The sequence below is a fragment of the Colwellia demingiae genome (genome assembly GCF_007954275.1).
Taxonomy (GTDB): Bacteria; Pseudomonadota; Gammaproteobacteria; order Enterobacterales; family Alteromonadaceae; genus Colwellia; species Colwellia demingiae.
The window spans coordinates 41,459-56,158 of the sequence record NZ_VOLT01000012.1; the positions used below are offsets into that span (position 1 = coordinate 41,459).

Genomic DNA, 14,700 nt, shown 5'->3' on the forward strand with positions numbered 1-14,700 from the left:
TCAACCTATAAAATATAGATTAATTTTACTAAAAAGATTCTGAAATCTGAAAATCCTTCCCCTGTTTTATTTTGGCTATAATTCAGGAAATCGCTCCTTATATTTGAGATATTCTTTACATAGCCAATACCAAAAACATCATATTTACCTACTTCATAATTTCTCTATAGTATAATTAATTAACATGGCTATCAGAGACGTAACATGCTAAAAATAAGCTGTATTACCATGATTTATCACATCTATTTATCTAATTATATTTTGGAGAAAAAAATGAAATTTAAATTAGCACACCTAATTATAGCTAGCATGCCGTTTACAGTTATGGCGGGTGATGGAAGTTGGGGATATACAGGTAAACAGGTAAACAGGCTGCTATTTATTGGGGGGACTTGTCAAGTGAGTATGCTTTATGCAGTAGCGGCGTAAACCAATCTCCAGTAAATATTGTTACAGATAATGTAATAGAAGCAGACCTACCCCCCCTTGTACTGAATCCTCATATTAGTGAGATTGATATGGTCAATAATGGACATACTATCCAAGCAAATATCAAAGGTAATAATACATTCACTAACGATGCAGGTAGCTTTAATTTATTACAGTTTCATTTTCATGCACCCAGTGAACATACAATAGATAGTAAGTCGTTTCCATTAGAAGTACATTTTGTTCATGCTGATCAAGATGCGCGTTTAGCAGTTATTGGAGTAATGTTTGAAGTAGGTAAAAGCAATCCTGAACTGGCTCAAATGTGGAAAGACATGCCAGAAGCTAATCAAAGTAAGAAAATGCTCATTAATGCATTAACAAAAGTAAAGTTATTGCCAGAGAAAAAATCTTATTACCGCCTAAATGGTTCATTGACCACACCGCCTTGTACAGAAGGGGTTAGATGGTTTATTTTAAAGGACACCATCGAAGCTTCTCAAGAACAAATAGATAAATTTCATAATGTTATAGGTACTGATACCAACCGCCCAACTCAGCCGATTAATGCCAGAGTAATTTTGCAGTAACTTAATAGGCTCTTATGTATATGTAAATACTGTAAAAGGTGAAGTAGTAATCGTGCCGATCCTTTTCCATCGTTTCTCTGAGATATCCAGGTTCAAAATCAACTAAACCTTGTCACTTATTAAAATATAAATAACGAGGCTTATTATCTAACTTTAAAGGTAAACCTTTTTATTCTCTCTATTACGAGAAAACCAAAAAAATACTAATCCCATACAGAAACCATTACTTTTTGTGAAACTAATAATAGTAAAGCTCATCGAATAGAAACTATGTACCTATATGTAAAAGAATTGACTGTTGCTCTTTCTTGGTCATTTTGCTCACTACTAGCTTAAACGAGTTATCCATCATGCGCTCAACTTCACCTTGGGGGATTGAGCCATCAAGGATGATCGTATTCCACAATTTTTTGTTCATAAACAACAATCAACTTATAAGATTAAAGTCATTTTTTGCCATAAAGCCTGCTTATTTCATCATTCAATATTATAAGTTCTAATACTCACTTTGATATGGAAGCGGATCTTACTGATCAGTTTTATACCTTATCTATACGCAAAACTAACTGGCTATTATATTTTTAGTGTTCGATTATTTTACAATTTCATATAGAAAATGATAGCCTATAAGCTTATCTATATGAATTTACTGATTATTAATATACTGGCCTATTTTTTGCTTTTTAATGAGTTAAGTAACAAATTTTAACTTTAAGTATTACCTTTAAAATTTATTTTTAAAGGGTTTATAAGGAACATCAAATGAAATTTAATTTTTTGAAAATGGCTTGTGCAGTACTTATTTTGACAGTGAGTGGATTGGCTAATGCAACCTTAATTTTAGAAGGCGGCACTGGTTCAACAGGTGCAGGAAATATCATTCTAAATGGTGGCACTTCAGTTGATGTTGCCCACAGCGCTTACTTCGATGGCGCAACGACACCGGCTTCGGATTGGGTCTGGGATTTAGCTAATTCAGATGGCATAGCGAATCCATTGGATTTTACTTTCTCATTTTCACTCGCAGGCTTTGATGTCTTGACAGCCGAACTCTCTGGTCTTTGGGGTGTTGATAACGTCGGAAGTGTTTTTCTAAATGGGAATTTGATTTCGAGTTTACCTGACGTTGTTACAAATAATTTTAATGTTTTACATGCTTTATCAGCAGGGCCTGGGTCGAGTGCTTTTGTTGCTGGCCTTAATGTTCTTTCATTCAATGTAGGAAATCGCGGTGGACCAGGTGCATTTCGCGCCTCAGTAAAAGTAACTGCGGATGTAAAACCAATACCTGAACCATCAACACTTGCTATTTTTGCATTAGGAATGATTGGTTTAGCATCACGTCGATTTAAGAGACAGTCTTAATATAGTTTTTTAATATTTGACTCTAGAAAAACATCAATTGTAATGATTGATGTTTTTTTGTATCTAGTGATTGATAATAGAAGTGATTTCTTCACCAAACCATCACTATAGGATAACTACTCCTTTGTTATACGATATGAGTTAAAGTCTTCAGGTATTTCAACTGAAAGTTCACACTACTCACGTAGACTTTAGAGTTTTGTGAACAAACATTGATCCTAAAAATGTCCTATTTTAGTGATTAGTAGGCCTTAAAAGTAAGAAAGCTTATGTACCTATATGTAAAAGAATCGATTGCTGATCTTTCTTGGTCATTTTACCAACCACCAACAAATAAGAGTTATCCATCATACGTTCTATCTCACCTTGTGGGATAGAGCCATCAAGAATTACTGTATTCCAGAGTTTTTTATTCATGTGATAACCTGGAATAATCGATGGAAATATATCACGTAGCATAACGGCTTCATCTGGATCACACTTTAAGTTCATCCACCAGCTTCCCTTCTCTGAAGAAGCAGTTTCATCATCGCCCTTACCCATTTTTCCAATTGCCAGCGTCGCAAACATTTTATTTTTCACTTTAAATACTTTAACTTCCTCACCAAATGGAAAGTCTAACTTGGCTTCAGGCTTGTTTAGTAAATAGTGCTCGGCTTGAGTATGATCTAGGCTATCAGTCATCACTTAATTCCTTAGCTGTTATAGTCCTGACTGATAATTTATCGCAATTCAATAATAGATGAAATATAAATCCCAGTGTTAGGTTCTTCTATAGTATAAATTCATTTTTTATAGCAGGTGAACTTATGTGTAGTACACCAAAACCAAAGAAAAAAGTTAAAGGTAAAAACTCAACCAATGTTGTCAGTATTTTATCTCAGATGGATGCTGAAAAAAGAAAACAGTTTGCTGAACGTGCCAATGAGGCTAGCGAGCGTCGAGAAGTTAAGAAACAAGAAGCTATATTTCAGCAGGTTCAGTTAAACCTGAATAAAGGTCATGCTTCGCTAAAGATAAGTACCATGACGAGTAAGCCATGGCATTATTGGCTGATAAGCGCTAGTTTTAGTGAAATATTTCACACGCTATTCCATAAAAAGCAGCCTATAAAATAGCGGTAAAGTACACTAGCTTTAAAATAGTTAATAACTCTTCAATGATTAGACTACTTTTACAATGAAATTCTCCCTGTTCACTATACAAACAAAAAAGCCTTTACGTTAAAAAAGTAAAGGCTTTTATAATTTATCTCAGTCGATTTTGTTAGCTAAATTATTTACATCATCAACTCAATAAAGCGTCATTAAAAAGAGTATGTCGCTTCTACCCATGCGCTCAAACCTTCACTTGGCAATCTATCCATTACTGGCGTACCAACTTCTTTAACACGATTATAGCCACCTAAGTGATTTTGATATTCTCTATCAAGTAGGTTATCAACACCACCACGTAAGGTAAAATCATTCGTGACAAAATACTCAACATCAATGTTAACCAAACCATAGCCAGATGTTGCCTGCTCGGTATTCGTTGCAGAAACATCATCTTGTGCCGCAACAGCAACTAGCGTTAAGTTGGTGATAACATTTTCATTATGGTAACTAACGCTTACTTGGCCATTAAGTGGTGCAATACGGTATAAGTTATCATCAATATCACGGCGTTCACCTTTAACATAGCTGGCGATTCCCGATAATTGGAAGTTATCTGTAAGGTTGTAATACCAATTAACATCTGCGCCGTATAACTTAGCATCAACATTGCTAAATTTAAGAGGATTGTTATCTTTAGACATCATCGATGCCATCATTTTCGCTGATGCATCGTCCATATCCAGTGGCGTGCCTTGAATGTAATTATCAATACTTTGATAAAATACATGTGGTGCAATCATAAAGTCACTTGATTGCCAAGTTAAACCAAGATCACCTTGATACGCTGTCTCTGATTCAAGGTCAATATCACCAATATAAGTATGACCATCTGCTAAGCCACCTGTAGATTCCATTGGTGTCCATAAGTAACGCTCTTGGTATGATGGCGCACGGTTTTTCATACCCACACCAACATAAAGTGATAAAGTTTCACTTAGTTGCGTTTGAGTACTTAAGGCTATATCTACATTAGTGTCTGAAACTTTGCGCTCTGCATTATTAAAATCACCCTCAAGATCACTTAATAAACTTCCCATACTTGGCATCATAGCTGAATTCATATCATCCATTCCTGAGTTCATGTCACCCATTCCCGAATTCATGTCGTCTATCACCATATTCATCGCCATATTACCACTAACTTCATCAGCATTTGATAGTGCATGTTTTACTCTAACGCCTAACTGAACAGTAGTTTCTCCATACTGATTTTGCCATTCAGTAAAAAAGCCAAAACGATCATCTTGCACATTGTTAAAGTTGACCACTTCAAACATAGCATTTGTTGGGTTTGTAATAACTGAGTCGTGCGTTGCAAGATAGCCATCGACACCAAAACTCAATTCACCAAAGCTGAACTCACGATTAAGTACAAATTTAAAATCTGTCGTGTCTGCAAGTGCAGTATTGCGACGTTTTTTCATTGGGTCATGGGCACGCATCAAAAAGTTAGTCATGCCATGATCAGCATCTAAATAGCCTACTGACCATTCGCCTTGCCATTGTCCTAGTTGAAAATCACCATCTAAATTAATTCGACTACTTTCTATATATTCAATATCCATTGGTAGCGCTGGCGTGCCTGAGTCAGTCGTTTTGGTATAGTGATAACTCAAACCCACAGTATTATTTTCTGTAGAATGTCTTACATCAAAGCCTGCTTGAGTTTTATCAAAATCAGTTGGTTCAATAACCGTTCCGTCACCGCTTTCCATGCTATCGCCGGCTTGTGTATTACCATAAAGTAATACCGCAACATCACCTTTAGCGATGTTGGTTACACCTGAAAGTGTGCTCGCGCTATTATTACTGCGATAGCCTGCTTGCAAGTCACCTGATACGTGGACATTTTCTGAATTCAGGACTTCTGCTTTACGCATTGAAATATCGATAGCACCGCCTATCGTACTCATGCCAGCAGAAACTGGCGCAATGCCGCGATATACAGTCATTGAATCGACAATGAGTGGTGCTGAATAACTTAAGGGGGTGTCCATAGCGTTAGGACCCGCACCAATAATAGGATGACCATCCAGTGTAGTAGCAACTCTGTCGCCGAATAAACCACGGTACTGAGCTATGCCTGTAATTGGGCCATTACTGTTAATATTCGCGCCGGGGACAGAAGCTAACCAATTGGCTAAATCAGCTTCGGTAGTTTTACCTTGCGCATAACTTTGATTGTCTACTAGTGAATTATGACGCTGATTTGAGATAGTGATAACTTCAATATCTTTAATCGTGCCTTGAGCATTATTTGCTAAGGCAGGAAGCGCCACAGCACTGCTGCCTAAGACAACGAGGTTAACAGCAAGAGCAAGAGGGGTTAGAGTAAAATTCATGTGATCTTCACTTACAGGTAAAATAGAATTGGTATAGCGCTATTTTGTAAGTGATTACATTCGGAAACAAATGGAATTGGGCAATGTGCGACAAAGTGTCGCACCTTAAAACTCGCTTAGTTGCGCTAGGTCAAATAAGCAGAAGTTGCTCAATAAAAAATATTAAATAACACCTGCTTTTTTCAAATGATTTCTAGCAATTTCAACACGAACGGCTTTCATTTCTGCATAGCTGCCTCGCGTAAAGTTAAAGGCAAAGTAATGCACACCTTTCGCATTTTCAACAAAGCCAACATACCAACCTAGCATGGCCTTACTACTCTTATCATCGCCATTTGCTCTACCTGCTCCCGTTTTTGCATAGAGTGAATAGTTAGCATTATTTTCTACTAACATAACTTCTTTTAGCGTATCAATGCTGTGCTGACTTATACCCAATTGTCCGCGATGCATTTTTTGTAAAAAATGTACTTGCTCTAATGCTGATATTTTCATACTGCCATTAAGCCAAAAGTTGTCTAACCCAGAGGAAATATCCTGATTTCCGTAATTGAATTTTGAGACATAAGACTGCATTTTATCTTGTCCAATATCCGTCGCTATTTGTCGATAAATGGCAACCATAGAAAATTTAAATGCGGTGGTAAGGTCATACTCTTTAAGCTTCCAAACTGATGGCCACCAGGCTTGTACTGGATATTTTTCTTTATCAAACGTTAACACTTGTTGCGCGCTAGCTATCTGCTTACTATCCAATGCGATGAGACTGTTAGTTATTTTGAAGGTCGAGAAAGGAGATAAGCGTTGTTTTGCTCTCTCTTCATTTACCAGTGAAAGCATCTCATTTTCTTCTGTGTATGATGAACCTTGAGTCACTTTGGCACTACTGTATGTATTTACATCCTCACTAGTGGTTTCACTGACTACTTGTGTCATCGCCTCACTTTTCTTTTCACTAAGTAAAACAAAAGTACAATCATTATTACTAGCAAGACAAAGTTCATTGCTGGCAACTGCTTGCTGGGTAAAACTGTTCAGTGCTAATGCACTAACAATACAGATAACTTTTTTCACACAAACCTCTTTATAGGAAAACTGAATAGGAAATTATAGCCGATCTACTGAACTTGCATCTTGAAGCATAACGGGCATACATAAAAGAAAAATCATACGCGGCTTCAACATGGGAAACAATGACATAAATCAAGCAAGCAGATTTATGTCATTGATAAGGTGACAAATACAATTTTAGTGTCACAATGGTTAGATAGGTTATCAACAGGAAGATGAATGAAAGCTTTTTTTACCTTAGTTTTTATATTATTAAGTTCTACTACTTTTGCCACTGAGCAAGCTGAAGAAATATTTGCTCAACTCACCCCATCTCTTTACCAAATAAAATTAATTGATAAAGCCAGTGGAGAGAAGTCCTCTATTGGCTCTGGTTTTCAAATCAGTAGCGATGGCATTATTGCAACCAACTATCATGTGATATCTAGCTATGCCCGTCATCCTGAAAAATATCGCATTGAGTACTTAGATCACCAAGGAAAAATGGCTGAAGTGGACTTGGTTAGTGTTGATGTCATTAATGATTTGGCGTTAGTAAAACGCCAAGTGGACGGTGAAATGCCTTATTTCATGCTCTCTGATCAAAAACCTACTAAGGGCGAAAAGTTGTTTGCCTTAGGTAACCCTCATGATTTAGGTATGATTGTGGTACCTGGCACTTATAACGGTTTAAAAAAAGAATCGTTTAATGAACGCATTCACTTCACTGGCTCTATTAACTCAGGTATGAGTGGCGGGCCAGTCGTTAACAAATCTGAAAAGGTCGTGGGTATCAATGTTGCCACATCAGGTAACCAAATTGGTTTTTTAGTACCTCATGATAAATTGGTTAAGCTTTTTAATGACTACAACAAAGAAGCACCAACCGATATTAAACAACAAATGGCTGAACAGTTATTAGCTAACCAAAACAAGCTAATGAAAGCACTACTGAATAATACTTGGCAAAACAAAGAGCTGGCAGGTAAAGCGATGATCCCAATTATCGAAGTACCTTTTATTCGTTGCTGGGGCGATTCCAATGCAGATAAAAGCGATGCCCTTATTTTAGCAGCCATTGCAAATTGCTCGCTCGATGAAAACACCTATCTTTCATCACATTTTTTTACCGGCAGTGTGGAAATTGAATTTCGTTATATGCAGGCAAAGAACTTAAGTGATAATAAGTTTTATCATTTATACCAACAACAGATAGCCCGAGCAGGTGCAGGTAATAGAGCAGGAAAAAATGATGTCAGTGAGTATCAATGCCACCATGATGTAGTTACCCCTTCCAGTACCGCTAATACAGATAAAACGATTAATAACAAAAGTATTTTCTGTACACGTGCTTATAAAGAGTTCCCTGGATTATTTGATGTTTTGTATTTAGGAGCTAGTGTCGATAAGAATCAACAAGCGTTAGTGAGTCATTTTACTATCGCTGGAGTCAGCCAAGAAAATGCTATGGCATTTACCAGTAAATTTATGGAGGCTGTGTCATGGAAGTAACTCAATGTGCTGAAGATTACACTACAGAAACAGAACCAAGGAAACAGAGTAAAAACGATGATTTGTCAATCGAGAAAGGTGATATAATAATTGAAGAAATCAGTCGTAATCATAAACTGATACATCGTCATAAATTAAGCCAAAATGAAGTGTCTATTGGCCGAAATTACCAGAATGATATTATTTTAACTGACCCGCATATTTGTCCGAAGCATCTCTCATTAAAGTATTCTCAAGGCATCTGGCACCTTAGCGACAACAACTCAGTTAATGGGACTTTATTAGAGAACAACCTAGATGAACGGCAAGATGCTCATCAACAAGTGATTAACGACGGCGATGTCATCATTTTAGGGAAGAGCCAATTAAGAGTACTATTTAGTGATCATCAAGTATCAGACACTATTGCACTTAGCCCGTTTGAGTCCCTTATTGATTTAATCCGACATCCTATTGCTGTCTTTATTAGTGTCGCTTTGTTTATGCTAATAGCCGGTAATATTTCCTATTTAAACCAACAAGTAGAAACGAATATAAGTCAGTTATTTGTTAGCGCTTTTAGTATGAGCTTATTATTTTCTCTATGGCCTGCAGGCGTTGCCTTAGTCTCGCATCTCACTAAGAATGAACCGAGGATATTAGCTCAGTTTGGTATCAGCTTTGTCTTTTTCATCCTTATGTGGTTCAGTGATTTACTAGAGGAGATTGTTGCCTTTAATTCGGCTAGTAACTCCGCCTTAGGCTTAATAATTACGTTACTGCCTATTTTATTAGCTTTTAGCTTGTTCTGGTTAAATAGTTATATTGGTTTTCATATGAGCGCTAAACGAAGAATTGTCGTAGCCATCAGTATTACTGCATTATTGTTCGGCGGCACTTATTTATTGCAATACAGTAAAAAGCGAGAGTTTAATCCACACCCTAATTATAATGCCACCATAATGGCACCTGTATTTTTAATAGCGCCTAGTAACAGCGTTGACAATTTTGTTAAACAAAGTAATGCTTTATTTGAACAAGCAAGTGAAGCTGCTTTAGAAGAAAACTAGCAACTAAATTAAACAATAAAACGACAATAAAAAAGCTTATTTCCTTTATGAAAATAAGCTTTTTTTGTTTTAATAATTACTGAATAGCTCAGCGTTACAGCTTATGGGCGAGGAATAAAACCTACCGCTTCGTATACTGAAGCAAGTACTATGTTAGCTCGGGCAGAAGCTTTTTCAGCACCATTACGCATAACTTGCTCTAAGAATGCTGTGTCTGCACGGTATTGATGGAATTTAGTTTGAATTGGCTCTAACAAAGCTACTACTGCATCTGCAACATCACCTTTTAAATGACCATACATTTTATCTTCATAGGCGGGCACTAAGTCGGCAACACTTTTACCTGTGGCACAAGACAATAGTGACAATAAGTTTGATACACCTGGTTTTTCTTCAAGATTATAATATATGCGAGCTTGTTCATCAGAATCAGTAACTGCACGTTTAATTTTCTTAGCAACCTTTTTAGGGTCTTCTAATAAACCAATGAAATTACCTGGGTTAGTATCAGATTTAGACATTTTTTTAGTGGGTTCAAGCAAACTCATTACACGAGCACCGTGCTCAGGAATAAACGGATCTGGTACTGTGAAAATATCACCATAAAGATTATTAAAGCGCGTAGCAATATCTCTAGCTAACTCTAAATGCTGCTTTTGATCATCACCGACAGGAACACGGTCAGCACCGTAAAGAAGAATATCAGCAGCCATTAATACTGGGTAAGTAAATAAACCTGAATTCATATTGGCTTCAGATTTTTGCGATTTATCTTTGTATTGAGTCATACGATTTAACTCACCCATTTGGGTATAACAGTTCAGCACCCAACTCAATTGTGCATGTGCTGGAACATGCGATTGAATAAAAATAGTACTTTGCTCGGGATCAACTCCACAAGCTAAGTAGAGTGCTAAGCCGTCTAAGGTTGCATTGCGTAAATCTTCAGCCTTAGGACGAACGGTAATAGCATGTTGATCTACCAACATGTAGTAACATTCGTGAGTTGACTGCATATTAACCCATTGCTTTAATGCGCCTAAATAATTACCAATAGTTAACTCGCCTGACGGCTGACAGCCACTTAATACAATAGGTTTACTTGTCATTTTTATACCCTTTAAATTCTGAATGCTTTACTTGTTTTTGCTTATGTTTACTTAATGTTTATTGCGAAACTTTCGCTAACTCGCTGCGCATTTCATCGATTGCTACTTTATAGTCATCTTGAGAAAATATTGCCGAGCCAGCAACAAACATATCAGCTCCTGCATCAGCAATTTCAGCAATATTATTGGCTTTAACACCACCATCAACTTGTAAGCGAATGTCATAGCCACTTTGCTTAATCTTTTCTTTTACCAAACGCAACTTATCTAGTGTTGTAGGAATAAAAGATTGACCACCAAAACCCGGGTTTACTGACATTAATAAAATAACGTCAAGCTTATCCATAACAAAGTCTAAACAATGCAAAGGTGTCGCTGGATTTAATACTAAGCCTGCTTTACAACCATTGTCTTTTATTAGCTGTAAGCTTCTGTCGATATGGTCACTGGCTTCAGGATGGAAAGTGATTATGTCTGCACCCGCTTCAGCAAAGCCTGGAATGAGTGTATCAACATTCTTAACCATTAAATGGACATCAATCGGTGCCGTTATGCCGTAGTCACGTAATGACTTACATATCATCGGGCCAAACGTTAAATTTGGGACAAAGTGATTATCCATCACGTCAAAATGAACAACGTCAGCGCCTGCCGCTAGGACTTTAGCAACATCATCACCTAAGCGAGCAAAGTCGGCAGATAATATAGAGGGGGCAATTAAAAATGGTGACATGAGCAAAATTTCCTAAAAAAATATGCCGCTATTATACCCGTTACCATTCAAAGTGCACGATTTCAGTGGGAATTAAAATGACTTTAGGCAAGGAAAATGATTTAAGCATAGTTATTCTATGCTTTGATTATTTAACGCCGTATAAAGTCATTTTAAACCCAACGAAGAAGCGCTCGATCAACATCACTTTATCCTTGCTGTGATTTATAAGGACGCTACATGGATGTAGCCTATTAGAGAATGCAGGAGCATATTCTCCTGAATAACCATTATTTCATCATAGCGCCTTGAATTGAAATGGCTCAAGCACTCTGAAACATGCATCTTGATTGATAACGGGTATATGCCCAAGCATTATCTAAATGCGAATAGCCCAACTGAGATTAGCTTAAATGAATGCCATAACGCACTTCTTTTGAACATGGCTTAAATTAACGCACCAAAAAAGCGCACCTCTGCACTTGTTAAGAAATAACCCAAGCAAGCAAAACCCTTATAGTTAATTGTTTTTTATAAATAAAATTTTAAATGATATCTAAATTAAACTCAGGCATTAACTTTGCAATTATCAAATTAGCATTAAATTACCCTTAACTAATCTAATAACTTTCACACAATGAGAATAATATGAAAAATACACTATTAAATATCACACTCGCTTCCGCTCTAATAACAGGTTCTCTTGCAACATCTTCAGCATTTGCTGTTGAAGGGTTGTCTGCAAATGTTGGAGCAACTAGTAACTATTTATGGCGTGGCGTAACACAAACTGATGATGCTGCTGCTATTTCTGGTGGTATTGACTATGAACATCAATCAGGATTTTATGCTGGTACTTGGGCTTCTAATGTAGATTTTGGTGATGATGCAAGTGCCGAACTAGACTTTTATTTAGGTTTTGGTGGTGAACTAGGTCAAGGTGTTGGTTACGATGTTGGTTATATCTATTATGCTTATCCTGATTCAGCACAAACTGACAGCGCTAATGAATATGATTTTGGTGAAGTATACGGTTCATTGAGCTACTCATATTTTTCAGTTTCGGCTAACTACGGTGTAAATAATGATGATGGCGCTAAATGGGCGGATAGTGCGTTATATATTTCTGCTGATGCTGAATTTGAAGTTACTGAAGGTTTAACTTTAGGGTTACACGTGGGTGATTACTCTTTCGATGATGACTACAAAAGTGATGATTACAGCGATTATGGCGTAAGTTTAAGTAAAGGTGGCTTCACCTTCGCTGTATCAGATACTGATATGGATAACGATGATATGAAGTTTACAGTTTCTTACTCTATCGATATCGATTTATAAGAAAGTTCATTGCTTGTTTTTTCGATTAATTGATGAATAAACAGTCAAAGACATAGAGGTGGACTTAAGTTATACTTGTTCACCTCTTTCAGTACACAGTGAAAAAACCATGTCAAAACGGATTATGACAAACTCTTCTTTTTCAAAGTTTAAGCAATTATCGTTTGCTTTTACTCTTACTATTGTTATTTTATTTACTCTGAACAAGCATACCGCCAGTCAAAGCATACAAGCAAAATTACTAAGCTCATGTATGCTCGTAGAGTCAAACTTACCTATGAATCATATAAATCATCCATGCCATACCACTAATATGTCGAACAAAAGTTGGATATCGTGGTTGTCAGGGGAAAGTAAATCTACGCATTTACACTTTTTAGATTTAGTAGAGCTTATTCATTATAGCTTCCATTAGAGCAAGTTTAGCTTTTATCATCCAAAGCAGCATGAAAAACACTTTCAAAAGTGTAGCCGCTGCTTTCTTTGGTGTGCAAAATGAAAGTAACCGTAAACGAGACTTCTCAGAAGGTAAACTCTCTCACTTTATTATTGCTGGCATCATCGCTGTACTCATTTTTATAGCTTGCTTGATAGCTGTTGTCAGCTTAGTTATGCCAAGCTGACCCATTACTTTCTACCTCAAATTTTCCCTCTACTTTTCTATTAGCTACTCGGACTACCTTTTCAGTAAGCAGTAGTGACCAAAATTAAACAGAGGCTTTTCCAGAGTGAACAACTCCTTAAAATCCACATAAAGTCCCCTTACGTCGAATACAGACATTTTGGATAACTAACTGCTATCGCGTTGTATGGAACTATCTACGTCTATTTGAACGACTAATAGCGACAAAAGCCTGTAAGGCTCTGACTCAGTTATTTATCGCTTATGGCTTGCTGTAGGAGCGGAAGGTAGGTGCGGTTCATTACTTAAAGACTAGTAACTAAGCTTGCTAATAGACAACTCTGGCTTGTACTACTTAACTTAACCCAGTGCTATTGCCTCTTGGTGGTGAGTGTAGCGCTTATTTATAAAGTGCTAATACTTCTTTAACTTTAACTCGTCCTTGTCCCTTTGGGCTAATTGAGCGTTGTACTTGAAAAAATTCTCTTTTATCCGCATTTTTATAAAGTTCACGAGTAAAATCGACGTGATGATTAGAAATAATAGTAGCGACACCTTGCTGCTTTGCTTTTTCAGCACAAGCCACCAATCTGATCTGATCTTCATCCGTAAATGAATTACCAGCATACGCGGTGAAATTTGAAGTTCTATTAATTGGAGAGTACGGAGGATCACAATAAATAACATCGTCACTTTTAACTTGAGCGAATGCTGTTTCAAAATCACCTTGTACAAATGTTGCTTTTTGAGCCTTCTTTGAGAAAAATTCTAATTCTGCTTTGGGGAAATATGGATGCTTATATCTTCCAAACGGTACATTGTAACCACCACTTTTATTGTAACGGCATAGACCATTGTAACCATGACGGTTTAAATACAAAAAGAGTAATGAACGTTGGTATGAATCGTTAGTTTCATTAAACTGCTTTCGTAACTCATAATACTTTTCAGCATGATTGTAATCACCATTAAAGTACATTTGAGCATCAGCAATAAATTTAGAAGATTGGTTTTTTATGATATTAAATAGAGAGATTAGATCTTTGTTCATATCAATTAACAGATATTCATCAAAGTCTATATTCAGAAAAACAGAGCCACCACCAACAAAGGGTTCAACGAGTCTTTTTTTACCTTTTACAGGCAAAACCTTTAGGATTTCACCTACAACTCTTTTCTTGCCTCCCGCCCATTTTAAGGGTGATCGCATATTAGTTTGCAATGTATCTTTACTCACTCTAGACCTTATTGCCAATACTGTAATTTATGCTGGCGTAATTTTCTGAAGAATAATAGCGGTTGTATTCTTTTGTATAGATCTTAGCAAGAACAATATGTAGAAGTCTAATATCATAAAAATGAGTAATAGAAATTTACCTTATGAAACTTTGCTTGTTCTCAATTATTCTTGCTAAAGAGCGAAGC

13 protein-coding genes and 1 pseudogene are annotated in these 14,700 nt (G+C 36.7%); 7 read left to right on the plus strand and 7 right to left on the minus strand.

Going from position 1 to position 14,700, the window contains the following annotated elements; genetic code table 11:
• Window positions 1-392 precede the first annotated feature (392 nt).
• On the plus strand, window positions 393-1,019 hold the full coding sequence (locus tag ESZ36_RS18960; RefSeq protein WP_211357813.1) for a carbonic anhydrase: 627 nt from the start codon (window positions 393-395) through the stop codon (window positions 1,017-1,019).
• Between the two features lie 268 nt (window positions 1,020-1,287).
• On the opposite strand, the pseudogene ESZ36_RS22595 reads toward ESZ36_RS18960, so the two are convergent.
• Window positions 1,288-1,437, minus strand: a pseudogene (locus ESZ36_RS22595) (MmcQ/YjbR family DNA-binding protein); the annotation flags it as partial.
• 344 nt (window positions 1,438-1,781) lie between these two features.
• Between ESZ36_RS22595 and ESZ36_RS18965 the strand changes: the two are divergent.
• A complete protein-coding gene (locus ESZ36_RS18965) occupies window positions 1,782-2,384 on the plus strand; it encodes a PEP-CTERM sorting domain-containing protein (RefSeq protein ID WP_146790780.1) in 603 nt (200 codons plus the stop codon).
• A gap of 267 nt (window positions 2,385-2,651) precedes the next feature.
• Here the strand turns inward: ESZ36_RS18965 and ESZ36_RS18970 are convergent, their stop codons facing one another.
• The gene (locus ESZ36_RS18970; RefSeq protein ID WP_146790782.1) at window positions 2,652-3,068 is read right to left on the minus strand and encodes an MmcQ/YjbR family DNA-binding protein; all 417 of its coding nucleotides are present in this window, start codon (window positions 3,066-3,068) and stop codon (window positions 2,652-2,654) included.
• 125 nt (window positions 3,069-3,193) lie between these two features.
• On the opposite strand from ESZ36_RS18970, the gene ESZ36_RS18975 reads away from it, so the two are divergent.
• The gene (locus tag ESZ36_RS18975) at window positions 3,194-3,502 is read left to right on the plus strand and encodes a hypothetical protein (RefSeq protein WP_146790784.1); all 309 of its coding nucleotides are present in this window, start codon (window positions 3,194-3,196) and stop codon (window positions 3,500-3,502) included.
• A 188-nt stretch (window positions 3,503-3,690) separates the two neighbouring features.
• Here the strand turns inward: ESZ36_RS18975 and ESZ36_RS18980 are convergent, their stop codons facing one another.
• The gene (locus ESZ36_RS18980) at window positions 3,691-5,883 is read right to left on the minus strand and encodes a TonB-dependent receptor (protein ID WP_146790786.1); all 2,193 of its coding nucleotides are present in this window, start codon (window positions 5,881-5,883) and stop codon (window positions 3,691-3,693) included.
• A 162-nt stretch (window positions 5,884-6,045) separates the two neighbouring features.
• Window positions 6,046-6,957, minus strand: a complete 912-nt coding sequence (locus tag ESZ36_RS18985) for a class D beta-lactamase (protein WP_146790787.1) — start codon at window positions 6,955-6,957, stop codon at window positions 6,046-6,048.
• A 216-nt stretch (window positions 6,958-7,173) separates the two neighbouring features.
• On the opposite strand from ESZ36_RS18985, the gene ESZ36_RS18990 reads away from it, so the two are divergent.
• The gene (locus ESZ36_RS18990; RefSeq protein WP_146790789.1) at window positions 7,174-8,445 is read left to right on the plus strand and encodes a S1C family serine protease; all 1,272 of its coding nucleotides are present in this window, start codon (window positions 7,174-7,176) and stop codon (window positions 8,443-8,445) included.
• Window positions 8,436-9,494, plus strand: coding sequence for an FHA domain-containing protein (locus ESZ36_RS18995; protein ID WP_146790791.1), 1,059 nt, complete (start codon window positions 8,436-8,438; stop codon window positions 9,492-9,494). The genes ESZ36_RS18990 and ESZ36_RS18995 overlap by 10 nt, the downstream gene beginning before the upstream one ends.
• 101 nt (window positions 9,495-9,595) lie before the next feature.
• Here ESZ36_RS18995 and trpS read toward each other — a convergent pair whose 3' ends face one another.
• The gene (gene trpS, locus ESZ36_RS19000) at window positions 9,596-10,603 is read right to left on the minus strand and encodes a tryptophan--tRNA ligase (protein WP_146790793.1); all 1,008 of its coding nucleotides are present in this window, start codon (window positions 10,601-10,603) and stop codon (window positions 9,596-9,598) included.
• 58 nt (window positions 10,604-10,661) lie between these two features.
• Entirely contained in the window at window positions 10,662-11,336 is a 675-nt protein-coding gene (rpe, locus tag ESZ36_RS19005) for a ribulose-phosphate 3-epimerase (RefSeq protein WP_146790795.1), read from the minus strand.
• A gap of 627 nt (window positions 11,337-11,963) precedes the next feature.
• Here rpe and ESZ36_RS19010 point away from each other — a divergent pair.
• Together ESZ36_RS19010 and ESZ36_RS19015 are read left to right on the plus strand one after the other, a co-directional pair.
• Window positions 11,964-12,653 (plus strand): TorF family putative porin, encoded by a 690-nt coding sequence (locus ESZ36_RS19010; RefSeq protein ID WP_146790797.1) that lies wholly within the window; start codon window positions 11,964-11,966, stop codon window positions 12,651-12,653.
• 446 nt (window positions 12,654-13,099) lie between these two features.
• Complete coding sequence (locus ESZ36_RS19015) at window positions 13,100-13,276, plus strand: DUF2970 domain-containing protein (RefSeq protein ID WP_146790799.1); 177 nt, start codon at window positions 13,100-13,102, stop codon at window positions 13,274-13,276.
• A 399-nt stretch (window positions 13,277-13,675) separates the two neighbouring features.
• On the opposite strand, the gene ESZ36_RS19020 is transcribed toward ESZ36_RS19015, so the two are convergent.
• Window positions 13,676-14,485 carry a Dam family site-specific DNA-(adenine-N6)-methyltransferase gene (locus tag ESZ36_RS19020; protein WP_146790981.1) on the minus strand — a complete coding sequence of 270 codons (810 nt, stop codon included), beginning with the start codon at window positions 14,483-14,485 and terminating at the stop codon, window positions 13,676-13,678.
• Window positions 14,486-14,700: the final 215 nt, after the last annotated feature.

Excerpts from the sequence above, each read along its gene's own strand:
- ESZ36_RS18965 (WP_146790780.1), top strand. The coding sequence starts at position 1,782 with ATGAAATTTAATTTTTTGAAAATGGCTTGTGCAGTACTTATTTTGACA.
- ESZ36_RS18970 (WP_146790782.1), bottom strand. The coding sequence starts at position 3,068 with ATGACTGATAGCCTAGATCATACTCAAGCCGAGCACTATTTACTAAAC.
- ESZ36_RS18975 (WP_146790784.1), top strand. The coding sequence starts at position 3,194 with ATGTGTAGTACACCAAAACCAAAGAAAAAAGTTAAAGGTAAAAACTCA.
- ESZ36_RS18980 (WP_146790786.1), bottom strand. The coding sequence starts at position 5,883 with ATGAATTTTACTCTAACCCCTCTTGCTCTTGCTGTTAACCTCGTTGTC.
- ESZ36_RS18990 (WP_146790789.1), top strand. The coding sequence starts at position 7,174 with ATGAAAGCTTTTTTTACCTTAGTTTTTATATTATTAAGTTCTACTACT.
- ESZ36_RS18995 (WP_146790791.1), top strand. The coding sequence starts at position 8,436 with ATGGAAGTAACTCAATGTGCTGAAGATTACACTACAGAAACAGAACCA.
- trpS (WP_146790793.1), bottom strand. The coding sequence starts at position 10,603 with ATGACAAGTAAACCTATTGTATTAAGTGGCTGTCAGCCGTCAGGCGAG.
- rpe (WP_146790795.1), bottom strand. The coding sequence starts at position 11,336 with ATGTCACCATTTTTAATTGCCCCCTCTATATTATCTGCCGACTTTGCT.
- ESZ36_RS19010 (WP_146790797.1), top strand. The coding sequence starts at position 11,964 with ATGAAAAATACACTATTAAATATCACACTCGCTTCCGCTCTAATAACA.
- ESZ36_RS19015 (WP_146790799.1), top strand. The coding sequence starts at position 13,100 with ATGAAAAACACTTTCAAAAGTGTAGCCGCTGCTTTCTTTGGTGTGCAA.
- ESZ36_RS19020 (WP_146790981.1), bottom strand. The coding sequence starts at position 14,485 with ATGCGATCACCCTTAAAATGGGCGGGAGGCAAGAAAAGAGTTGTAGGT.